This window comes from Nonomuraea sp. NPDC049709 (assembly GCF_040674815.1).
Classification (GTDB): Bacteria; Actinomycetota; Actinomycetes; order Streptosporangiales; family Streptosporangiaceae; genus Nonomuraea.
On record NZ_JBFANM010000016.1, the window covers coordinates 91,524 to 107,216 of the forward strand.

The following is a 15,693-nucleotide window of genomic DNA, read 5'->3' on the forward strand; positions in this document are numbered from 1 at the left end:
CCGGAGGAAGCCCGATGTCCGCAAGAGTAGAGGGCAAGAACATCATCATCACCGGCGCGGGAAGCGGCATGGGGCGGGTCTTCGCCCTGGGGCTGGCCCGGGAAGGGGCCACCGTGGGCGTGCTGGACCTGCGCAGGGACGCGGCGGAAGCGGTCTGCGCCGAGCTGCGCGAGGCGGGAGCGCGAGGGATCCCGCTGGCCGCGGACGTGAGCAGGCGCGACCAGGTGGTCGCGGCCTTCGACGCCTTCGTCGCGGAGACCGGGCGGTTGGACGTGCTGTTCAACAACGCCGGATTCAACGAGCCGCTGCATCTGATGGACGTGACCGAGGCCAACTGGCACGCCATCATGGACGTCAACGCGATGGGCACGCTCATCGGCATCCAGGAGGGCGCACGCCGGATGATCCCCCACGGGCAAGGCAAGATCGTGAACACCTCCTCCATCGCCGGTCGGCAGGGTTACCCGTCCTTCGCGCCCTACTGCGCCAGCAAGTTCGCCGTGAACGCGCTGACCCAGGCGGCCGCCCGCGCGCTGGCCGAGCACGACATCACCTGCAACGCTTTCGCGCCGGGCGTGGTGGACACCCCGCTCTGGACGAAGCTCGACCAGGATCTGATGGACATCGGCGACGCCGACGCGCCAGGTCAGGCCATGGCCGGCTTCGCCGCCGGCATCCTCCGGGGCCGGGTCGCCACCGCCGAGGACATCCTCGGCACGGCGCTGTTCCTCGCCTCTGCCGACTCCGACTACCTGACCGGTCAGGTCATCATGGTTGACGGGGGCATGGTGCTGGTCTGAGCCCCGCATGACGGCCCCTCGCGGGCCGGCTGTCCCATCGTCGTCGCCATGAGCTAGGAGCACCTTTGACTTCTCCCCATTCACCGCAGACTTCGGACGACGCCACGGCCGTCAACCTCGGCCTCCGGCTGCGGAGGGCACGTAAGAAGTCAGGGTTGTCGCTGCGCGAGCTCGCGCGCCGGCTCAACGTCTCGCCCTCCTTCCTGTCCCAGATCGAGAACGGCAAGTCGCAGCCTTCGGTGGCGACGCTGTACTCCATGGCGCAGATGCTCAAGGTGTCCGTCGACCACCTCTTCGAAACCGACGAGGACGAAAGTGAGCCGGCCGACGAGACCGGCCCGGATCCCGACCTCGAACTGGACGAGGGGGAGCCGGAGGCGGCGGCGCCCGACATCTCGGCGCTGCTGCACGAGACGGACCCGCCCCCGCTCCGGGCCGAGGACCCGGCTCGGGCGTTCGAGGTCGGCTCGTCGCGGCAGCTCCGGCACGACGCCAAGCGCACGGGCCTGCTGTCGGTGACCTCACCGGGCAACCGGACCCGGCTCGTCATGGACACCGGGGTGATCTGGGAACAGCTGGCCACCAACACCGCGCACCAGCTGGACTTCATCGAGATCATCTATCCGCCGGGCGCCAGCTCGACCAATGACGAGCGGATGCTGCGCCACAACGGGTACGAGTACGGCTACCTCCTGGAGGGCGAGCTGGAGGTGACGTTCGGTTTCGACACCTTCACCCTGCACGCCGGTCAGTCACTCGGGCTGAACTCCACCGTCCCCCACCTGTTCCGCAACCGGGGCACCGTCCCGGCCCGGGGCATCTGGTTCGTCCATCACGACCACGACTGACGGCGGCGTTCAGGCCAGCGATCTGGCGGTCACCGGTACGACGACGCCTGCAAACGGTACATCTCCGCGTAGAGGCCGCCGCGACGGACGAGGTCGTCGTGCGTGCCCACCTCCGCGACCCGCCCCTGGTCGAGAACGACGACCAGGTCAGCCATCCGGACGGTGGAGAGCCGGTGGGAGACGAGCACGGTGACGCCGCCGTCGCGTGCCGCGGCCTGCCGGGAGGCCGCGACCCAGCGGCGGAACAGGTCATGCTCGGCGTCGGCGTCGAGGGCGGACGCCGGTTCGTCGAGGAGCAGCAGCAGCGGGCGGGAACGCATCATCGCGCGGGCGAGCGAGAGCTTCTGCCACTGCCCGCCCGAGAGGTCGACCCCGCCCGGCCAGCGGGGGCCCAGCTGGGTGTCGAGCCCCGACGCCAGCCCCGGCAGCAGGTCGGAGGCCCCGGCGCTGTCCAGCGCACGCTCGACCGCCGCGTCACGACGGCACGGATCCGCGAGCGCCGGGAGATCTCCGATGCCGACCGTTTCGCGGACCAGGAACTCGAACCGTGCATGGTCCTGGAAGCAGGCCGACAGCCGGGGTCGCGTCGATCACGCGTCCCAGGAGGTAGTGCTCGTACCGCCGGTAGAACGCCCATTTGGCTCCTTCGTAGGCCGAGTTGGCCAGCCCGCACGTCGTGCGGATGCGCAGCGTCCGGAGGCCGGCCAGTTCGCGGACGCCCCGCTCGCCGAGCTCGCGACCGGCGGCCCGGACGGTGAGTGGGAGCGCGTCGTATCAGGCTGTGTACTGATACGTCGGATAGGTCAGGTAACCCGCGTCACCGCCCTGGTAGTACGTGGCCTCGTCGGCGGGGGCGATCGGGAGTCCGCTGCGCAGGCGTTCGACCAGGTCGGGGTTGGCGAGGAAGGCGCGGCCGAAGCTGATGAGGTCGGCCCCCAGCCCGAGCCAGCGGTCGGCGTCGGCGCGTCCGGTCTGCTCGGGGCCCAGCCCGGCCACCGGGTTCATGATGAGGGTGCCCGGCCAGGCGCGGCGCAGGCCGACCAGGGTCTCCTCGTCGGTGGTGGCTTCCAGATGGACGTAGGCCACCCCGAGGCGGGCCAGCTCGGTCAGCAGGGCGGTGTAGAGCTCGGGCACATCGGTCTCCTCCAAGCCCCAGAACGTCCCGCCCGGGGAGAGGCGGATGCCGGTCCTGTGCCCGCCGACGGCCTCGACGGTCGCGGCCGCCGCCTCGACGGCGAACCGGATCCGGTTGCCCACCGACCCTCCGTAGCGGTCCGTGCGCAGGTTGGCGTTGGACGACAGGAACTGCGAGATCAGGTACCCGTTGGCGCCGTGCAGTTCGACGCCGTCGAAGCCGGCGTCGACGGCACGGCGGGCGGCGTGGGCGTAGGCCTGGACGTGCTCGGGCATCTCGGCCGTGTCCAGGGCGCGCGGGGTCGGCGCGGGCCGGGGTCCGGCCGGGGTGAACACCTTGCCGGCGGCGGGGACGGCCGACGGCGCGACCGGCTGAGCACCGGTGGTGTCGGGATGCGAGACCCGCCCGCCGTGCATGAGCTGCGCGAAGATCCGGCCGCCGTTGACGTGCACGGCAGCGGTCACCGGGCGCCACGCGGCGACCTGCTCATCGGTGTGCAGCCCCGGCGTACCCGGATTGGACTGTCCGATCAGGCTCGGCTGCACGCCCTCGGTCACGATCAGGCCGGCCGACGCTCGCTGGGCGTAGTACGTCGCCATCGACGGCGTCGCCAGACCGCCGGCGGCGGCCCGGATCCGCGTCATCGGGGCCATCACCACGCGGTTGGGCAGCGTCAGGTCACCGAGCCGGTAGCTGTGGAAAAGGCTCATCACGCAAGGACTCCTCGTTCCGTGGTGCCCAGGTCGCGGGCACGACGGTTAGGCTAGAACCTCACATGGATGTCAGAGGCAAGATGTGTGCCGCAGGTCACACCGGGAGGATGATGTGCGTATCGGGGAGCTCGCGTCCCGGACCGGGGTCAGCGTCCGGTCCCTGCGCTATTACGAGGAGCAGGGGCTGCTCGCCAGCACCCGCAGCTCCAGCGGGCAGCGGCATTACACGGACGACGAGGTCGGTCGGGTCACGTTCATCCAACGGCTGTACGCCGCAGGTCTGTCCAGCCGCACCATCGCCGAGCTGCTGCCGTGCGTCGATTCGCCCAGCATGGCGAACTCCGACGCCGCGCTGGAGCGGATGGCGCAGGAGCGCGACCGGCTCTCCCAGCACATCACCGAGCTCATCCGCACGCGGGACGCACTCGATGGGCTGATGGCCACGAATCGCGCGCACCGGGAGAGCCTGCGGACGGCGATGGCCGGCTGACCGGGCCCGCGCACCTCACCGGAGTGGGATGACGCCGGCTACGATCACGAGAGCCCGCGATCAGCCATGGGCGCCCAGCCCTCTGCGATCGAGCGCCGCCCGGACCTGGCCGAGCCACTCGGTGCCCAGCCGGCGCCCGTCCGGGAACTGGTCGCCCCGATCCCAGCGCCACGCTGTGATCATCGCCAGCATGAGGATCCGGCAGTCGCGCAGCAAGCCCTGATCGGCACCCGGATAGTGGTCACCGACTTCTTCGGGCGCGTGGGCGAGGTCGAACTCGACCGGCCCACGGCAGCACGTCTCGAGGTCTATGAACAGCAGCCCGTTCTTCGTGGTGAGCACGTTGCCCGGGTGCGGCTCGCCGTGCAGCAACTGCTCGGCGCCGCCGCGCTCGACGATCGCCCGCCTGAGGCTTCGTAACGTGTTGGCGAGGAGTTCCCGGTCCGCGTCGGCGAGCTCCGGAGTGTGGTCGCGGCTGGCCACGAGTTGCCGGGCCTCCTCGACCCGATCCGTGAAGTGCGGCGCAGGGACGTCGAGCTTGCGCATGCCGGCGTGCAGCCGCCCGAGCGCGTGGGCGTAGTCGGCCGGCGAGAACTCTTGAGGCGGCACAGGCTCGTAGTAGGTCCACAGCGTCACCACGAAGCCGTCACGCTCGTGGACGCGTGGCTCGACTCGAGGCTCGAGAGCGGCCACCGGGCTCTCGGTTTCGGCGAGCCGTTGCGCGAGCTCGATCTCGAACTGTGCGACCTGATGCGCCGCAGGTGCCACCCGGGCCAGGACGTCACAAGGCAACAGGCGCAGCGTGAGCTTGTTCGAGTTCTGCAGGACGACCGCGTCGTCGGCTGTCAGACCGAGCGCCGAGGCGGTCGACATGGCCGCGGCCGTCGCGCGCGGGATCTCCGACGCCTCCATCGTTGCCTGGCCCCTCTCCCCTTACGCGCTGCCGTGCTCTCCAAGCGGTGCGGACCTGGGCCACCGTACCAAGTCTCCGCTTGAGAGCTCACCTCTCGGGCGGGGCGCTCACGGATCCGGAAGATCGGGTGACGGGGCGCGATCCGCTGGGAGTCCGGCAAGGGGGCGGCCGGCCCCAGCTCCAGGTGCGGCCGCGCGCCGGGCGCGATGGCGAGGTGGCGGCGCAGGCAGCATCGAGACGAGGAACTCGGCGCCGCGGTGGTCGGTGACCGCGACCGGAACCGAAGTGACGTTCCCGCTGCGGCGCCCCACCACCTTCAACACGGCGGTGTGCCGCGGCGACAGCCGCCGAGCCCCCTACACCAGGACATCGAGCCGGTTCACGAGCCGCATGAGCGCGTTCGGCCGCCCCCGTCGATACATCGCGCGCTTGAGCGCCGCGAGCCCGCGCACCACCGCACGGCCGATGCTCCGCACCCGCGGAGGGCCTTCGGTCATCGCGCCCTTCTCCACAGCGCGACCGCGGCGAGACCGGGAACGCACGGACGGGGCCGGCGAGACCTCGGTCCTGGAGACCGTCGAAGGCCACCGTACTGGCTTTTCGGACGCGCCTGTCCCGCGAATCCGGGCACCGGCCGCGGAGGCCGGGACCCGCCCGATCCGGTCGCGGCATGCCGCCGCTGCTTCCCCGTCACGCGGCGAGCTGGGGGATGACCTTCTCGCCGAACAGCCGGATCGCGGCGAGCACCTCCTCCTGCGGCAGGCCGCCGACGTCGATCAGCACCAGGTGCGCGTCGAGCCCCAGCAGTTTCTGCAGTGCGTTGAGCCGGTCGGCGACCTCGCTGGGATCACCGCAGATCGCCGCACCCTCCATCAGCTCGTCGATGTCGATCATCCGGCCGTCACCACGCCACGGGCTGGCGAACGAGGCGTACGCCGCCAGGTGGGGCCGCCACCGCTCCCGCGCTCGGTCCTCGGCGACGAACACGTGACTGGGCAGGGCGACCCGGCCGGGATCGTCCCGCCGGTAACCGGCCACGACGTCCACGTAGATGCCGGGGTCGCGCAGGGTGCTGGGCAGCATGAGCGGCAGTCGCAGCTCGGCGGCGAAGTCCGCGGACGCCGCGGATCCGCTGCCGACCCACAGCGTCGGGTGCGGTCTCTGGATCGGGCGCGGCGTGGTGGTCACGTTCTCCAGCGGGCCGCGGAACGTGCCGCGCCAGGTGACGTCCTCCTCCCGCAGCAGTTTCAGCAGCAGGCGCAGGTGTTCGTGTAACCGCGGCCGCAGGTCCGAGGGGGCGATGCCGAAGGCCAGGTCGGTCTCCTTGGACACGCCGCGGGCCACGATGAGTTCGGCCCGTCCGCCGGACAGCACGTCGAGGGTGGCGAGTTCTTCCGCGACGCGCACGGGGTCGTGGTGGGCCAGCAGGGTGACGCCGGTGGACAGGCGCAGCGTGGTCGTACGGGCCGCGATCGTGGCGAGCAGGAGTGCCGGTGCGGAGACGATGTAGCGGGCGAAGTGGTGTTCGCCGATGGCCACGCCGGTGAATCCGGCCTTTTCCGCCACAACGGCCTGGTCGACCATGGCGCGGATGCGCTCCGGCTCGGAGGGCGCTCGCCCGGTTCGTGGATCCGGCAGGTGGTCCCCGAGGATCAGTAAGTAGACCGATGAGCTCATGAAAGTCCCCGTGTCATCATGCGCGTGGCGTTCCGCGGTCGTCAGGCACCGGCACCGACCGTGTACCCCGAAGTCTCGCAAGAGACTCGCGTTCGCGGGTGCCCACCGGCACACGGCCCGGGCCGTACCGTACGCCGATGGCGACCGGCCGGCCCGCGGCGGACCGGCCACGAGCGGCCGGTCGCCGTGGGCGGACCGTCGGAACGAAGGTCCCTAGGCGATGTCGTCCGGGCCGTACAGTGCGGCGATGTCCTTGGCGGTGGACCACCGGCTGTAGGTGGGCGACTGCGGCCAGCCGTCGGGCGAGTCCTGCCACTCCTCCTGCCGCCCGTACGGCAGCAGGTCGATCAGCGCGAAGGTGTGGCTGAGCTGCTCGGTGCCCCGGCCACTGGTGTGCCAGGTGCGATACACGGTGTCGCCATCGCGCAGGAACACATTCACCGCGAAGCCTCCGCCGGCCGGCGCGCCGACATCGGCCCCGAACGGGCTGTTCGCGGTGGAGTACCAGGCCATCGTGTTGCCGACCCGCCGCTTGTAGGCCAGCGCCTCGTCGATCGGGCCCTGGGTGACGATGACGAACCGGGCATCGTACTGCTCCAGGAACTCCAGCCGGGTGTACTGCGAGGTGAACCCCGTACAGCCCGGGCACTGCCATTCCTTGCCCGGGAACCACATGTGGTTGTAGACGATCAGCTGACTCCTGCCGTCGAAGACGTCGGCCAGCCGAACCGGTCCCTTCTCGCCCTCGAGGACGTAGTCCGGCATCCGCACCATCGGCAGACGGCGGCGCTGGGCGGCGATGGCGTCGAGCTCGCGGGTCGCGGCCTTCTCCCGGGCACGCAGCGCGTCCAGCTCACGCTGCCAGGTATCGGCGTCGACGACGGGCGGTAGTGCCTTCGTACTCATGGTCCCTCCCTGATCACGGGCGCAACTTGCCGTACACGGAGGTAGACCCGGTCCGAGCGGCGAACTCATCGGTTGCCGGCCGCGGAACTTCTCCGGCGTTGCCACGCCTGGTCCCATTCATCTACGCTATTTCGTAATTATGGAATAACGTAGGAGTGTGACGATGAGCGAGGACAGACTCGCCGAGCTCGAACGCCGGATCGCCCGCCTGGAGAGCCGGGTCGGCACCGGGGTGGACACCGTCGACCCGCCGCGACGCGCCCCGGAGTCGCCGTCCCTCACCGCGGCGGCCACCGGCATGCTCCGCCAGGCGAAGGAGGAGGACGGGCTCGGCACGGTCGGCTACGTCGGAGCCGCGCGGTTGCCGGGCGGGGAAAGCCTCTGGGACAGGCAGCTCTCCCTCGCCGAGCTGCTGTCGGCCGACTGGGCCCCCGTGGCCGGCATCCTGGAGTCCCTCGGCAGCCTGCCGCGGCTGGCGCTGCTCGCCACGCTCGTCCGGCAGGGCCGGTGCACCACCACCGAGCTCCAGGAGTCCCTGGGCGGAGACGGCGAGCAGACGACCAGCGGCCAGCTCTACCACCACCTGCGCGCGCTCCAGAGCGCCAGGCTGATCACCCAGCGGCGGCGCGGCGAGTACGCGTTGGCGCCTCAGGCCACGATCCAGGTCCTCACCATCCTCGCCGCCGCGTACAACCTGGCCGATGACCCCCCGTTCGGCCTGCCTGCCGATCCGGAATGACCTGGGGCTCAGCTGAGCGCCTGGGCCGCGTGGATCAGGTGGATGTGGGTGAAGGCCTGCGGGAAGTTGCCCAGCTGGCGCTTCTGGACGGGGTCGTACTCCTCGGAGAGCAGGCCGACGTCGTTGGTGAGGCTCAGCAGCCGCTCGAACAGCTGGACGGCCTCCTCCTTGCGCCCGATGAGGGCGAGCGCCTCGACCAGCCAGAAGCTGCCGGCGAGGAAGACGCCTTCGGTGCCGGGCAGCCCGTCGATGTGGTTGCGTTCGGAGATCGGATAGCGCAGCAGGAGGCCGTCCGTCATCAGCTCGCGCTGGATCGCCTCGATCGTCCCGATGACGCGCGGGTCGTCCGGCGGCAGGAACCCGACGATCGGGATGAGGAGCAGCGCCGAGTCCAGCTCGCGCGAGCCGTACGACTGGGTGAACGTGCCGCGCCCGGGGTCGAACCCCTTGTCGCAGACCTCGGCGTGGACCCGGTCCCGCATGGCCCGCCAGCGCTCGACGGGAGCGGGGAGGTCGAACTCTTCGACGGCCCGGACCAGGTGGTGGGCCGCCACCCATGTCATGACCTTGGAATGCACGAAGTGCCGGCGCAGGCCGCGGACCTCCCATAGGCCCTCGTCGGGCTGGTCCCAGTTGCGCTCCAGGAAGCACATCAGCTTGCTGATGGTGGCCCAGGCGTAGTCGTCGGTCGGCAGGCCCTGTTTACGGGCCCGGTAGAGGCAACCGGCCACCTGACCGTAGACGTCGAGCTGGAGCTGGCTGACGGCGTCGTTGCCGGTCCGTACCGGCCGGGAGCCCTCGTAGCCGGGCAGCCAGTCGAGCGTCTGCTCGGGCAGGCGTCTTTCGCCTGCCACTCCGTACATGACCTGGACGTCCTCGGGGCGGCCCGCCACGGCGCGCAGCAGCCACGTACGCCAGGCGCCGGCCTCCTCGACGTACCCGGCCCTGGACAGGGCGTCGAGCGTCATGGCGGCGTCACGCAGCCAGCAGTACCGGTAGTCCCAGTTGCGCACCCCGCCGATGTGCTCCGGCAGCGATGTGGTGGGAGCGGCCACGATGCCGCCGGTCGGGCTGTAGGTGAGGGCCTTGAGCGTGATGAGGGAGCGGACCACGGCGTCGTGCCAGGGCCCCGTGGCCCGGCAGCGGGAGACCCATTCCTGCCAGAACAGCCTGGTCTCGGTGAGCTGCTCGGCGGGGTCCATGGGGACGGGTTCCGGCAGGTGCGAGGGTTGCCACGCGAACACGAACGTGTGGCGTTCCCCGGCGGCGACGGTGAAGCCGCCGGAACGCCGGTAGTCGTCGCCCTCCAGGGGCACAGGCGTGCGCATCCAGACGGAATCGGGCCCACCGATGGCGTGCAGCCGGTCGCCGACGGGGCGGACCCACGGTACGACCCTGCCGTAGTCGAACCTGATGCTGATCTCCGCCGTCATGCCCACCGTCCCGGACACGCCCTCGACGATCCGGACCAGGTCGGGGTTGGTGTGCCGGGGAGGCATGAAGTCGATGACCTTGACGGTCCCCGTGGAGGTCTCCCACACGGTCTCGAGGATCAGAGTCTCGCCGGCGTACGCGCGCCGCGTGGCCCGCTCGTGCCCGGTGGGCGCCAGCCGCCAGAACCCGTTGGACTCGTCGCCGAGGAGCCTGGCGAAACATGACGGGGAATCGAACCGCGGGAGGCAGAGCCAGTCGATCGAGCCGTCGCGACCGACGAGGGCCGCCGAGCGCGTGTCCCCGATGAGGGCGTAGTCCTCGATCCGCATATCGGCCCTCTACCCCTCCACAACTGCTTCACCGCAGCTCAGGAGAGGTGAGGCCGGCTCGGCGTGACCCCGCGAGGGTCAGCGCCGGCCGGGTGGCGCATCGGCCTGTACGTGCAGCGGCAGGCGGACGACGAAGCGCGCGCCTCGGTCGCTGTCCTGGATGGTCAGTGTGCCGCCGTGGCTCTCGGCGATCTGCCGGGCGATGGGGAGACCGAGCCCGACGCCGCCCGCGTCCCTGCTCCGTGCGGTGTCCAGCCGGGTGAACCGCCGGAACACGGTCTCCCGCTGGTCGGCGGCGATCCCGGCGCCGTCGTCGAGGATCTCGAGCTCCGCGACGCTCCCCCGGAATCTCGGGTCGGCGGCAGGGTCGCCGTCCCCGCACCGCAGGGTGACCGTGATCGTGGACGCCGCGTGCCGCTGGGCGTTGTGCACCAGGTTGCCGACCAGCTCGCCCAGCCGGGACCGGTCCCCCAGGACGGTGACGCCTGGCGTCAGGCGTGGGACGACCGTTCTGCTCACCGGGTGACTCTCCAGCTCCGCGGCGATGAGCTGCGCCAGGTCGACGACCTGGCGCTCGCACGGTGCGCCCGTGTCCAGCCGCTTGAGCGTCAGCAGGCCGGACGCGACCGACTGGAGCCGCTCGACGCTCGGGAGCACGGCGCCGCACAGACGGGTGACGTCCGCCTCCTCCGGTGCGAGGAGGGCGTCCTCCATCTGGGCCCGGATGGCGGTGATCGGGGTACGCAGTTCGTGGGAGGCGTCGGCGCAGAACCGCCGCTGCTGCTCCAGCACGTCCTCCAGCCGGTCGAGGGTCTGGTTGACGCTTCCGGCCAGCCGGTGGATCTCGTCCTCGGAGGCCGGGACCGGGACCCGGCGGCCCAGGTCGGTGCCGCGAATGTGGTCGAGCTGGGCCCGGATGGCGTCGACGGGCCTGAGCGAGCGGATGACGGTGCGCCGTGCCCCGTAGGCGACCGCGACGGTGAAGACGACCGTCCCCGCGATCAGGAGGGCCGCCACGCCTGGATAGACGTAGAACGGCAGTGCCGGCGCGGCGCTGTAGATGATCCAGTCACCGTCGCGGTACACGTGCTGCGCGACGACGATGTGGCAGCGGCCGGAGCCGAGGATGGAGTGGCAGACGACGGCGCTGGCCGTTCGTCGCGGGCTTTGGGGCGCGAAATGCGCCATGACCGGCTTGTCCTGGAGGTCCCGGGTCGCGGCGACCACGTGCCCGTGCGGATCGACCACCTGGACGGGCCGGATCAGGTCCTGTGGGATGGGCGGCAGCGGATTGACGACCTCCCCCCGGTCGACGTAGTACGCGGTCAACTCGCCCACCGCGGTCACCTCTTCGGTGAGGCTCTGCGTCGCCATCAGGTTGATGGTGAACAGCAGGACAGCGGAGAACATGATGCAGAGCGCACCCACCGTCACGCTGGTGAACAGCACCACCCGGCATTTGATCGAGCATTTCCGCAGTGTCATGTCGGTCCCCTTTCGCTGGGCCGTGTCCGGGGGAGCCGAAGGATGAAGCGCGCCCCGCCCGCGGAGCTCTCCTCCACGCGGAGGCTGCCGTGATGCGCTCGGGCGATGTCACGGGCGATGGCCAGGCCGAGTCCGGTGCCGTTGCAGTCGAGCCGCCGGGCCTCGTCCAATCGGGTGAAACGGTTGAACACCCGCTCCCGGTCGCCGACCGCTATCCCCGGTCCGTCGTCGCCGACCGCGAGCTCGACGGTGGCGTTGGACGGGCGTACCGCGACGCACACCAGGTGGGCGGAGTGCCGCTGAGCGTTGTCCAGCAGGTTGGCGAGCAGCCGGCCGAGCTGGGACGGCACGGCGGTGACGGTGGCGCCGGGGGTCAGGTCGAGCCGGACCGGGAGGCGGTCCGCCCGATGCGAGATCTCGGTCCGGACGAATGCCGCGAGGTCGAGACGCTGCGGTTCCTCAGGTGCGCCGGTCCGCACCCGAGCCAGGCGCAGCATGTCATCGGTGATCGTCTTGAGCCGCTCCACCTGGACCAACGTCGTTCCGAGGAACTCCGGCCACCGGGTGTGGCAGGGATCCTGCTGCGCCACCTCCAGCTGCGTCAGCAGTCCCGCGATGGGATTGCGCAGCTCGTGGGAGACGTCGGAGGCGAACTGCCGTTGGCGGAGCGCGAGCTCCACGAGTTCTCTCCTGTCTTCGTCGAGCCGGCTCAGAACGTCGTTGATCGTGCGGCACAAGCGGGTGATCTCATGCGCGTTTCCGGGGTCGGAGACGCGAGCGGGCCGGTCACCGGGGTTGATCACCTTGAGTTCGGCGCGGACGGTCTCCAGGGGGCGCAGCAGCCTGCCGGTCACCTTCCAGGTCGCCCACGCGCCCAAGGCGACCAGTTCCACGGTTCCGAGCACCAGGATCAGCTGGAGGAAGCCGGGCCAGGAGGGCGAGGACGAGACCAGCAGATACGCCCCCAGGCCCGCTGTGAGGAGCGTGATGACGGCCACGACGGTGGCCATGAACGTGATCTGCCCTCGCAGCGACAGGCACATCTTCATGAAGGCCGACGTCTCGCGCACCGTCAGCAGGTATGCGGTGACCATCCAGGTGAGCGGGATCACCAAGGGCCACAGGAGTACCAGCCAGTCGCTGGACAGGTCCATCATCGCCATCCCTTTCGAAGGAAAGCCGGCATGCCACTGACGTTCTCCGGTCAACAGCCTGCTCGGTGCACGAAGCCGCCGTATCGCATATCTGTGCGATCTGGTTTCCGCGCCGGACGAGCCTGCCCGCGCAAACGGGTTTGCCGGGCTCGGTGCGCCGGGTAGCGACCAGGTATGGGAGAGGCATCTCACCATGCGACCGAAGCGGCGGGTGGGCCCGACTCCCGGAGGTCATCCTGGCCTGGCTGGCGTGGCCGTGCGCGGGAGTGGGGGCTCGTCGTCGGCTCGATCAAGGCCGCCCGAGCGGGCCGGGGCGGAGTGCTGCTGGTCGAAGGCCCGTCGGGTGTCGGCAAGAGCCACCTGCTCGACATGGCCGCAGCCGCGGCGGAGCGGGCCGGGCTCGGGGTCGCCAGGGGGGTGGCGGATGAGCTGACCCAGCTGATCCCGCTGGCCCCGCTGATGTCGGCGCTCGGGGAATCCGACCGCACCATTTTCACGGGCCGGACCGCGAGCATCCCCGGTCCGGCCGATCAGCGGTTGCAGCTGCTGGCGGAGCTGCAGGAGCCGCTGGAAAGGCTGGTGGCAGACGGGCCTGTGCTCCTCACGCTGGACGACGTGGAGTGGGCCGACCCGTTGACGCTGCTGGCGCTGCGGTCGATGACGAGCGATCTGTCCTCCTACCCGCTCGTCTGGATGCTGGCTCGTACGATCGGCAGAGGAGACGCTCGGCTCGACGGCCTGTTCAACGTGCTGGAAAAGGAGGGCGCCACGCGGTTGGCGCTGGCGGCGCTGGACGAGCGGGCGGTGGCGAACGTGGTCACCGACGTTCTCGGGGCGGCGCCCGAGCCGGACGTGCTGGCCCTGGCCAACCTGGCGAAGGGCAATCCCTTCCTGCTCGTCGACCTCCTGGAGAAGCTCAACAGCGAGGGCGCGTTCCAGGTCGCCGATGGTCACGTCCGGATGGTGTCGGCGGGGCTGCCCCGGGCTCAGGCGGTGACCCAAGAACGTCTGGAGCAGCTGTCGGTACGGACCAGACATCTGCTGCAGGCCGCGGCGGTCCTGGGCCGCTCGTTCTCGGTGACGGATCTGGCCGAGATGGTCGGCGAGTCGACCAGCGGGCTGCTGCCCATGCTGGAGGAGGCGATGGCGGCGGGCATCGTCGAGGCCACCGAGCACGAGGTGGCCTTCCGGCACGACCTGCTCTGGCAGGCGGTGGTCGGCACCCTCCCCGCCGCCGTACGGCAGGCCCTGCACCACGACGCGGCAGAGATGCTGCTCAGACGAGGTGGATCGGCCGTCCCTGCCGCCGCGCACCTCCTCCACAGCGCCGGCCGCGGTGACGAGTCCGCACTGCTCGGCCTGGACCGAGCGGCGCGCGAGGTGCTGCGGTCCTCCCCGCAGACCGCCGCCGATCTCGCCACGCGAGCGCTCGAACTCAGCGATCCCGCCGACGCCGGCTGGGCCGGTCGTGCCGCCACAGCGGTCGACGCCCTGACGGCCATCGGACGGCTGCCGGAGGCGGCCGATCTCGCGCGTACGGCCCTCGGCAGGGCACCGCCCGCCCAGGCCCCTCACCTGCGGTGCGCGCTGGCGTACATCCTGCTGCTGAGCGGCCGGCCGGCAGAGGCGGAGTCCGAGGCCGAAAGCCTGCTCGCGCAGGACATCCCGGAGGATCTTCGCGGCATCGCCGAATGGACGGTGTTCTGGGGGCTGCTCTGCCTGAACGACTTCGGGAAGGGGCGGCTGCGGGCGGAAGCCGTTCTCGCCGACCGCGAGCGGCACACCGATGCCGCCGTGGTCGGGGCCCTTCTCCTGCTCGCCCGGCTCGCCATAGTCGACGGCCGGATAGCCGACTCGTTCGCGCACCTGCACGAAGCCCAGCGGATCACGAACAGCGGCACCGTCGAAGCCATCCAGCGCCCGTACGCGCGCCTGCTGCTGAGCCTCAACTACCGGGCCATGCGCCAGTTCGGGCCGTCCGACGTCGCCATCCAGGACGCCGAGGAGGAGATCAACGCCCTCGGGCTGACCGTGCTCGCCGCAGGGCCCGCCCTGTTCCGCTCCGTCCTGAGGCTGGCCGCCGGCCGGTTCGACGATGCCGCCGCCGAGGCCAAGGCCGGGATGATGATCGCCGAAGAGCTGGGCACGCACGGGTTCATCCGCGTCGGGCTGTCCATGCTGGCCTTCATCGCCATGCGGCGTGGCGACATCGACACCGCGGTCCAGCACATCGAGCGCTACCACTCCGTCCACGCCGCGTCCGGAATGTTGTTCGGGTCGGTGTGGGAAAGGTGGGTGATGGCGGCGTTGGCCGAGACGCAGGGCGATCCCGAACGGGCGGTCGACATACTCCACGCGATCTACACCGACCAGGACGAGCGGCGCTGGGCGCTCATCACGACGCCCCTCACCGCCTCGTGGATGACCCGGCTGGCGCTGGCCACGGGGAACCGCCCGTACGCGCGGGCCATCGTGGACACGGCCGAATCCCTGGCCCGGAACAACCCTGACTTCCCCTGCCTGGCCGTCACGGCCGCCCACGCCCGCGGCCTTCTGCGCCAGGACCCCGGCGCGCTGGCCTCCGCCGTCACCGATCAGCCCGAACCGTGGGCCCGCGCGTCGGCCGCCGAGGACCTCGGCGTCCTGCTGGCCGCCCGACCCGGCACCGCCGCCCGCGAACAGGCCGTCCACAGCCTGGACCAGGCGCTCGACGGCTACCAGCACATCGGCGCGCTGCGGGACGCGGCACGCGTACGGGCCAGACTGCGCGCGCTGGGCGTGCGGCGCCGCCACTGGGCCCAGCCGCCACGGCCCACCTTCGGATGGGACAGCCTCACTGACACCGAACGCGAGGTGGCGGTGCTGGTCGCCCAGGGGTTGACCAATCGGCAGGCCGCGGCACGCATGTTCCTGTCCCCGCACACGGTCTCCACCCATCTTCGCCGGATCTTCACCAAGCTCGACATCGGGTCCCGTGTCGATCTGGCCCGCATCGTCACCGAGAGGTGCCCGGGCGCCCTCCGGAACGCGTGACCGCAGCGAGATCCGACCCGAAGGCCTGGCAATGTTT

14 protein-coding genes are annotated in these 15,693 nt (G+C 70.8%); 5 read left to right on the forward strand and 9 right to left on the reverse strand.

Annotated features, from left to right (window positions below; translation table 11 throughout):
* The first annotated feature begins 14 nt into the window (after positions 1 to 14).
* Positions 15 to 800 (forward strand): SDR family NAD(P)-dependent oxidoreductase, encoded by a 786-nt coding sequence (locus AB0J69_RS18085; protein WP_364118188.1) that lies wholly within the window; start codon positions 15 to 17, stop codon positions 798 to 800.
* A gap of 65 nt (positions 801 to 865) precedes the next feature.
* Positions 866 to 1,648: a helix-turn-helix domain-containing protein gene (locus AB0J69_RS18090; RefSeq protein ID WP_364118189.1), complete on the forward strand. Its 783-nt coding sequence runs from the start codon at positions 866 to 868 to the stop codon at positions 1,646 to 1,648.
* 29 nt (positions 1,649 to 1,677) lie between these two features.
* Here the strand turns inward: AB0J69_RS18090 and AB0J69_RS18095 are convergent, their stop codons facing one another.
* Positions 1,678 to 2,223: an ATP-binding cassette domain-containing protein gene (locus AB0J69_RS18095; RefSeq protein ID WP_364118370.1), complete on the reverse strand. Its 546-nt coding sequence runs from the start codon at positions 2,221 to 2,223 to the stop codon at positions 1,678 to 1,680.
* Between the two features lie 199 nt (positions 2,224 to 2,422).
* Positions 2,423 to 3,496: an alkene reductase gene (locus tag AB0J69_RS18100; RefSeq protein ID WP_364118191.1), complete on the reverse strand. Its 1,074-nt coding sequence runs from the start codon at positions 3,494 to 3,496 to the stop codon at positions 2,423 to 2,425.
* A 112-nt stretch (positions 3,497 to 3,608) separates the two neighbouring features.
* Between AB0J69_RS18100 and AB0J69_RS18105 the strand changes: the two genes are divergently transcribed.
* Positions 3,609 to 3,986, forward strand: coding sequence for a MerR family transcriptional regulator (locus tag AB0J69_RS18105; RefSeq protein ID WP_364118192.1), 378 nt, complete (start codon positions 3,609 to 3,611; stop codon positions 3,984 to 3,986).
* A gap of 60 nt (positions 3,987 to 4,046) precedes the next feature.
* Here AB0J69_RS18105 and AB0J69_RS18110 read toward each other — a convergent pair whose 3' ends face one another.
* The 4 genes from AB0J69_RS18110 to AB0J69_RS18125 all read right to left on the reverse strand — a co-directional run bounded on the left by AB0J69_RS18110 (position 4,047) and on the right by AB0J69_RS18125 (position 7,482).
* A complete protein-coding gene (locus AB0J69_RS18110; RefSeq protein WP_364118194.1) occupies positions 4,047 to 4,898 on the reverse strand; it encodes an aminoglycoside phosphotransferase family protein in 852 nt (283 codons plus the stop codon).
* 357 nt (positions 4,899 to 5,255) lie between these two features.
* Entirely contained in the window at positions 5,256 to 5,396 is a 141-nt protein-coding gene (locus AB0J69_RS18115) for a hypothetical protein (protein WP_364118195.1), read from the reverse strand.
* Positions 5,397 to 5,589: 193 nt separating this feature from the next.
* Positions 5,590 to 6,576, reverse strand: coding sequence for an LLM class flavin-dependent oxidoreductase (locus AB0J69_RS18120; RefSeq protein ID WP_364118197.1), 987 nt, complete (start codon positions 6,574 to 6,576; stop codon positions 5,590 to 5,592).
* A gap of 213 nt (positions 6,577 to 6,789) precedes the next feature.
* Positions 6,790 to 7,482, reverse strand: coding sequence for a DUF899 family protein (locus AB0J69_RS18125; protein ID WP_364118198.1), 693 nt, complete (start codon positions 7,480 to 7,482; stop codon positions 6,790 to 6,792).
* Positions 7,483 to 7,645: 163 nt separating this feature from the next.
* On the opposite strand from AB0J69_RS18125, the gene AB0J69_RS18130 reads away from it, so the two are divergent.
* Positions 7,646 to 8,221, forward strand: a complete 576-nt coding sequence (locus AB0J69_RS18130; protein WP_364118200.1) for a hypothetical protein — start codon at positions 7,646 to 7,648, stop codon at positions 8,219 to 8,221.
* A gap of 8 nt (positions 8,222 to 8,229) precedes the next feature.
* Here AB0J69_RS18130 and AB0J69_RS18135 read toward each other — a convergent pair whose 3' ends face one another.
* The 3 genes from AB0J69_RS18135 to AB0J69_RS18145 all read right to left on the reverse strand — a co-directional run bounded on the left by AB0J69_RS18135 (position 8,230) and on the right by AB0J69_RS18145 (position 12,632).
* Positions 8,230 to 9,984: a glycoside hydrolase family 15 protein gene (locus AB0J69_RS18135; protein WP_364118201.1), complete on the reverse strand. Its 1,755-nt coding sequence runs from the start codon at positions 9,982 to 9,984 to the stop codon at positions 8,230 to 8,232.
* A 78-nt stretch (positions 9,985 to 10,062) separates the two neighbouring features.
* Positions 10,063 to 11,469 (reverse strand): HAMP domain-containing sensor histidine kinase, encoded by a 1,407-nt coding sequence (locus AB0J69_RS18140; protein ID WP_364118203.1) that lies wholly within the window; start codon positions 11,467 to 11,469, stop codon positions 10,063 to 10,065.
* Complete coding sequence (locus AB0J69_RS18145; protein ID WP_364118205.1) at positions 11,466 to 12,632, reverse strand: HAMP domain-containing sensor histidine kinase; 1,167 nt, start codon at positions 12,630 to 12,632, stop codon at positions 11,466 to 11,468. The genes AB0J69_RS18140 and AB0J69_RS18145 overlap by 4 nt, the downstream gene beginning before the upstream one ends.
* 165 nt (positions 12,633 to 12,797) lie before the next feature.
* On the opposite strand from AB0J69_RS18145, the gene AB0J69_RS18150 reads away from it, so the two are divergent.
* Positions 12,798 to 15,656, forward strand: coding sequence for an AAA family ATPase (locus AB0J69_RS18150; protein ID WP_364118207.1), 2,859 nt, complete (start codon positions 12,798 to 12,800; stop codon positions 15,654 to 15,656).
* The last annotated feature ends 37 nt before the right edge of the window (positions 15,657 to 15,693 follow it).

Coding starts and splice junctions, on each gene's coding strand:
- AB0J69_RS18085 (WP_364118188.1), top strand. CDS start 15: ATGTCCGCAAGAGTAGAGGGCAAGAACATCATCATCACCGGCGCGGGA.
- AB0J69_RS18110 (WP_364118194.1), bottom strand. CDS start 4,898: ATGGAGGCGTCGGAGATCCCGCGCGCGACGGCCGCGGCCATGTCGACC.
- AB0J69_RS18115 (WP_364118195.1), bottom strand. CDS start 5,396: ATGACCGAAGGCCCTCCGCGGGTGCGGAGCATCGGCCGTGCGGTGGTG.
- AB0J69_RS18120 (WP_364118197.1), bottom strand. CDS start 6,576: ATGAGCTCATCGGTCTACTTACTGATCCTCGGGGACCACCTGCCGGAT.
- AB0J69_RS18125 (WP_364118198.1), bottom strand. CDS start 7,482: ATGAGTACGAAGGCACTACCGCCCGTCGTCGACGCCGATACCTGGCAG.
- AB0J69_RS18130 (WP_364118200.1), top strand. CDS start 7,646: ATGAGCGAGGACAGACTCGCCGAGCTCGAACGCCGGATCGCCCGCCTG.
- AB0J69_RS18135 (WP_364118201.1), bottom strand. CDS start 9,984: ATGCGGATCGAGGACTACGCCCTCATCGGGGACACGCGCTCGGCGGCC.
- AB0J69_RS18140 (WP_364118203.1), bottom strand. CDS start 11,469: ATGACACTGCGGAAATGCTCGATCAAATGCCGGGTGGTGCTGTTCACC.
- AB0J69_RS18145 (WP_364118205.1), bottom strand. CDS start 12,632: ATGGCGATGATGGACCTGTCCAGCGACTGGCTGGTACTCCTGTGGCCC.
- AB0J69_RS18150 (WP_364118207.1), top strand. CDS start 12,798: ATGGGAGAGGCATCTCACCATGCGACCGAAGCGGCGGGTGGGCCCGAC.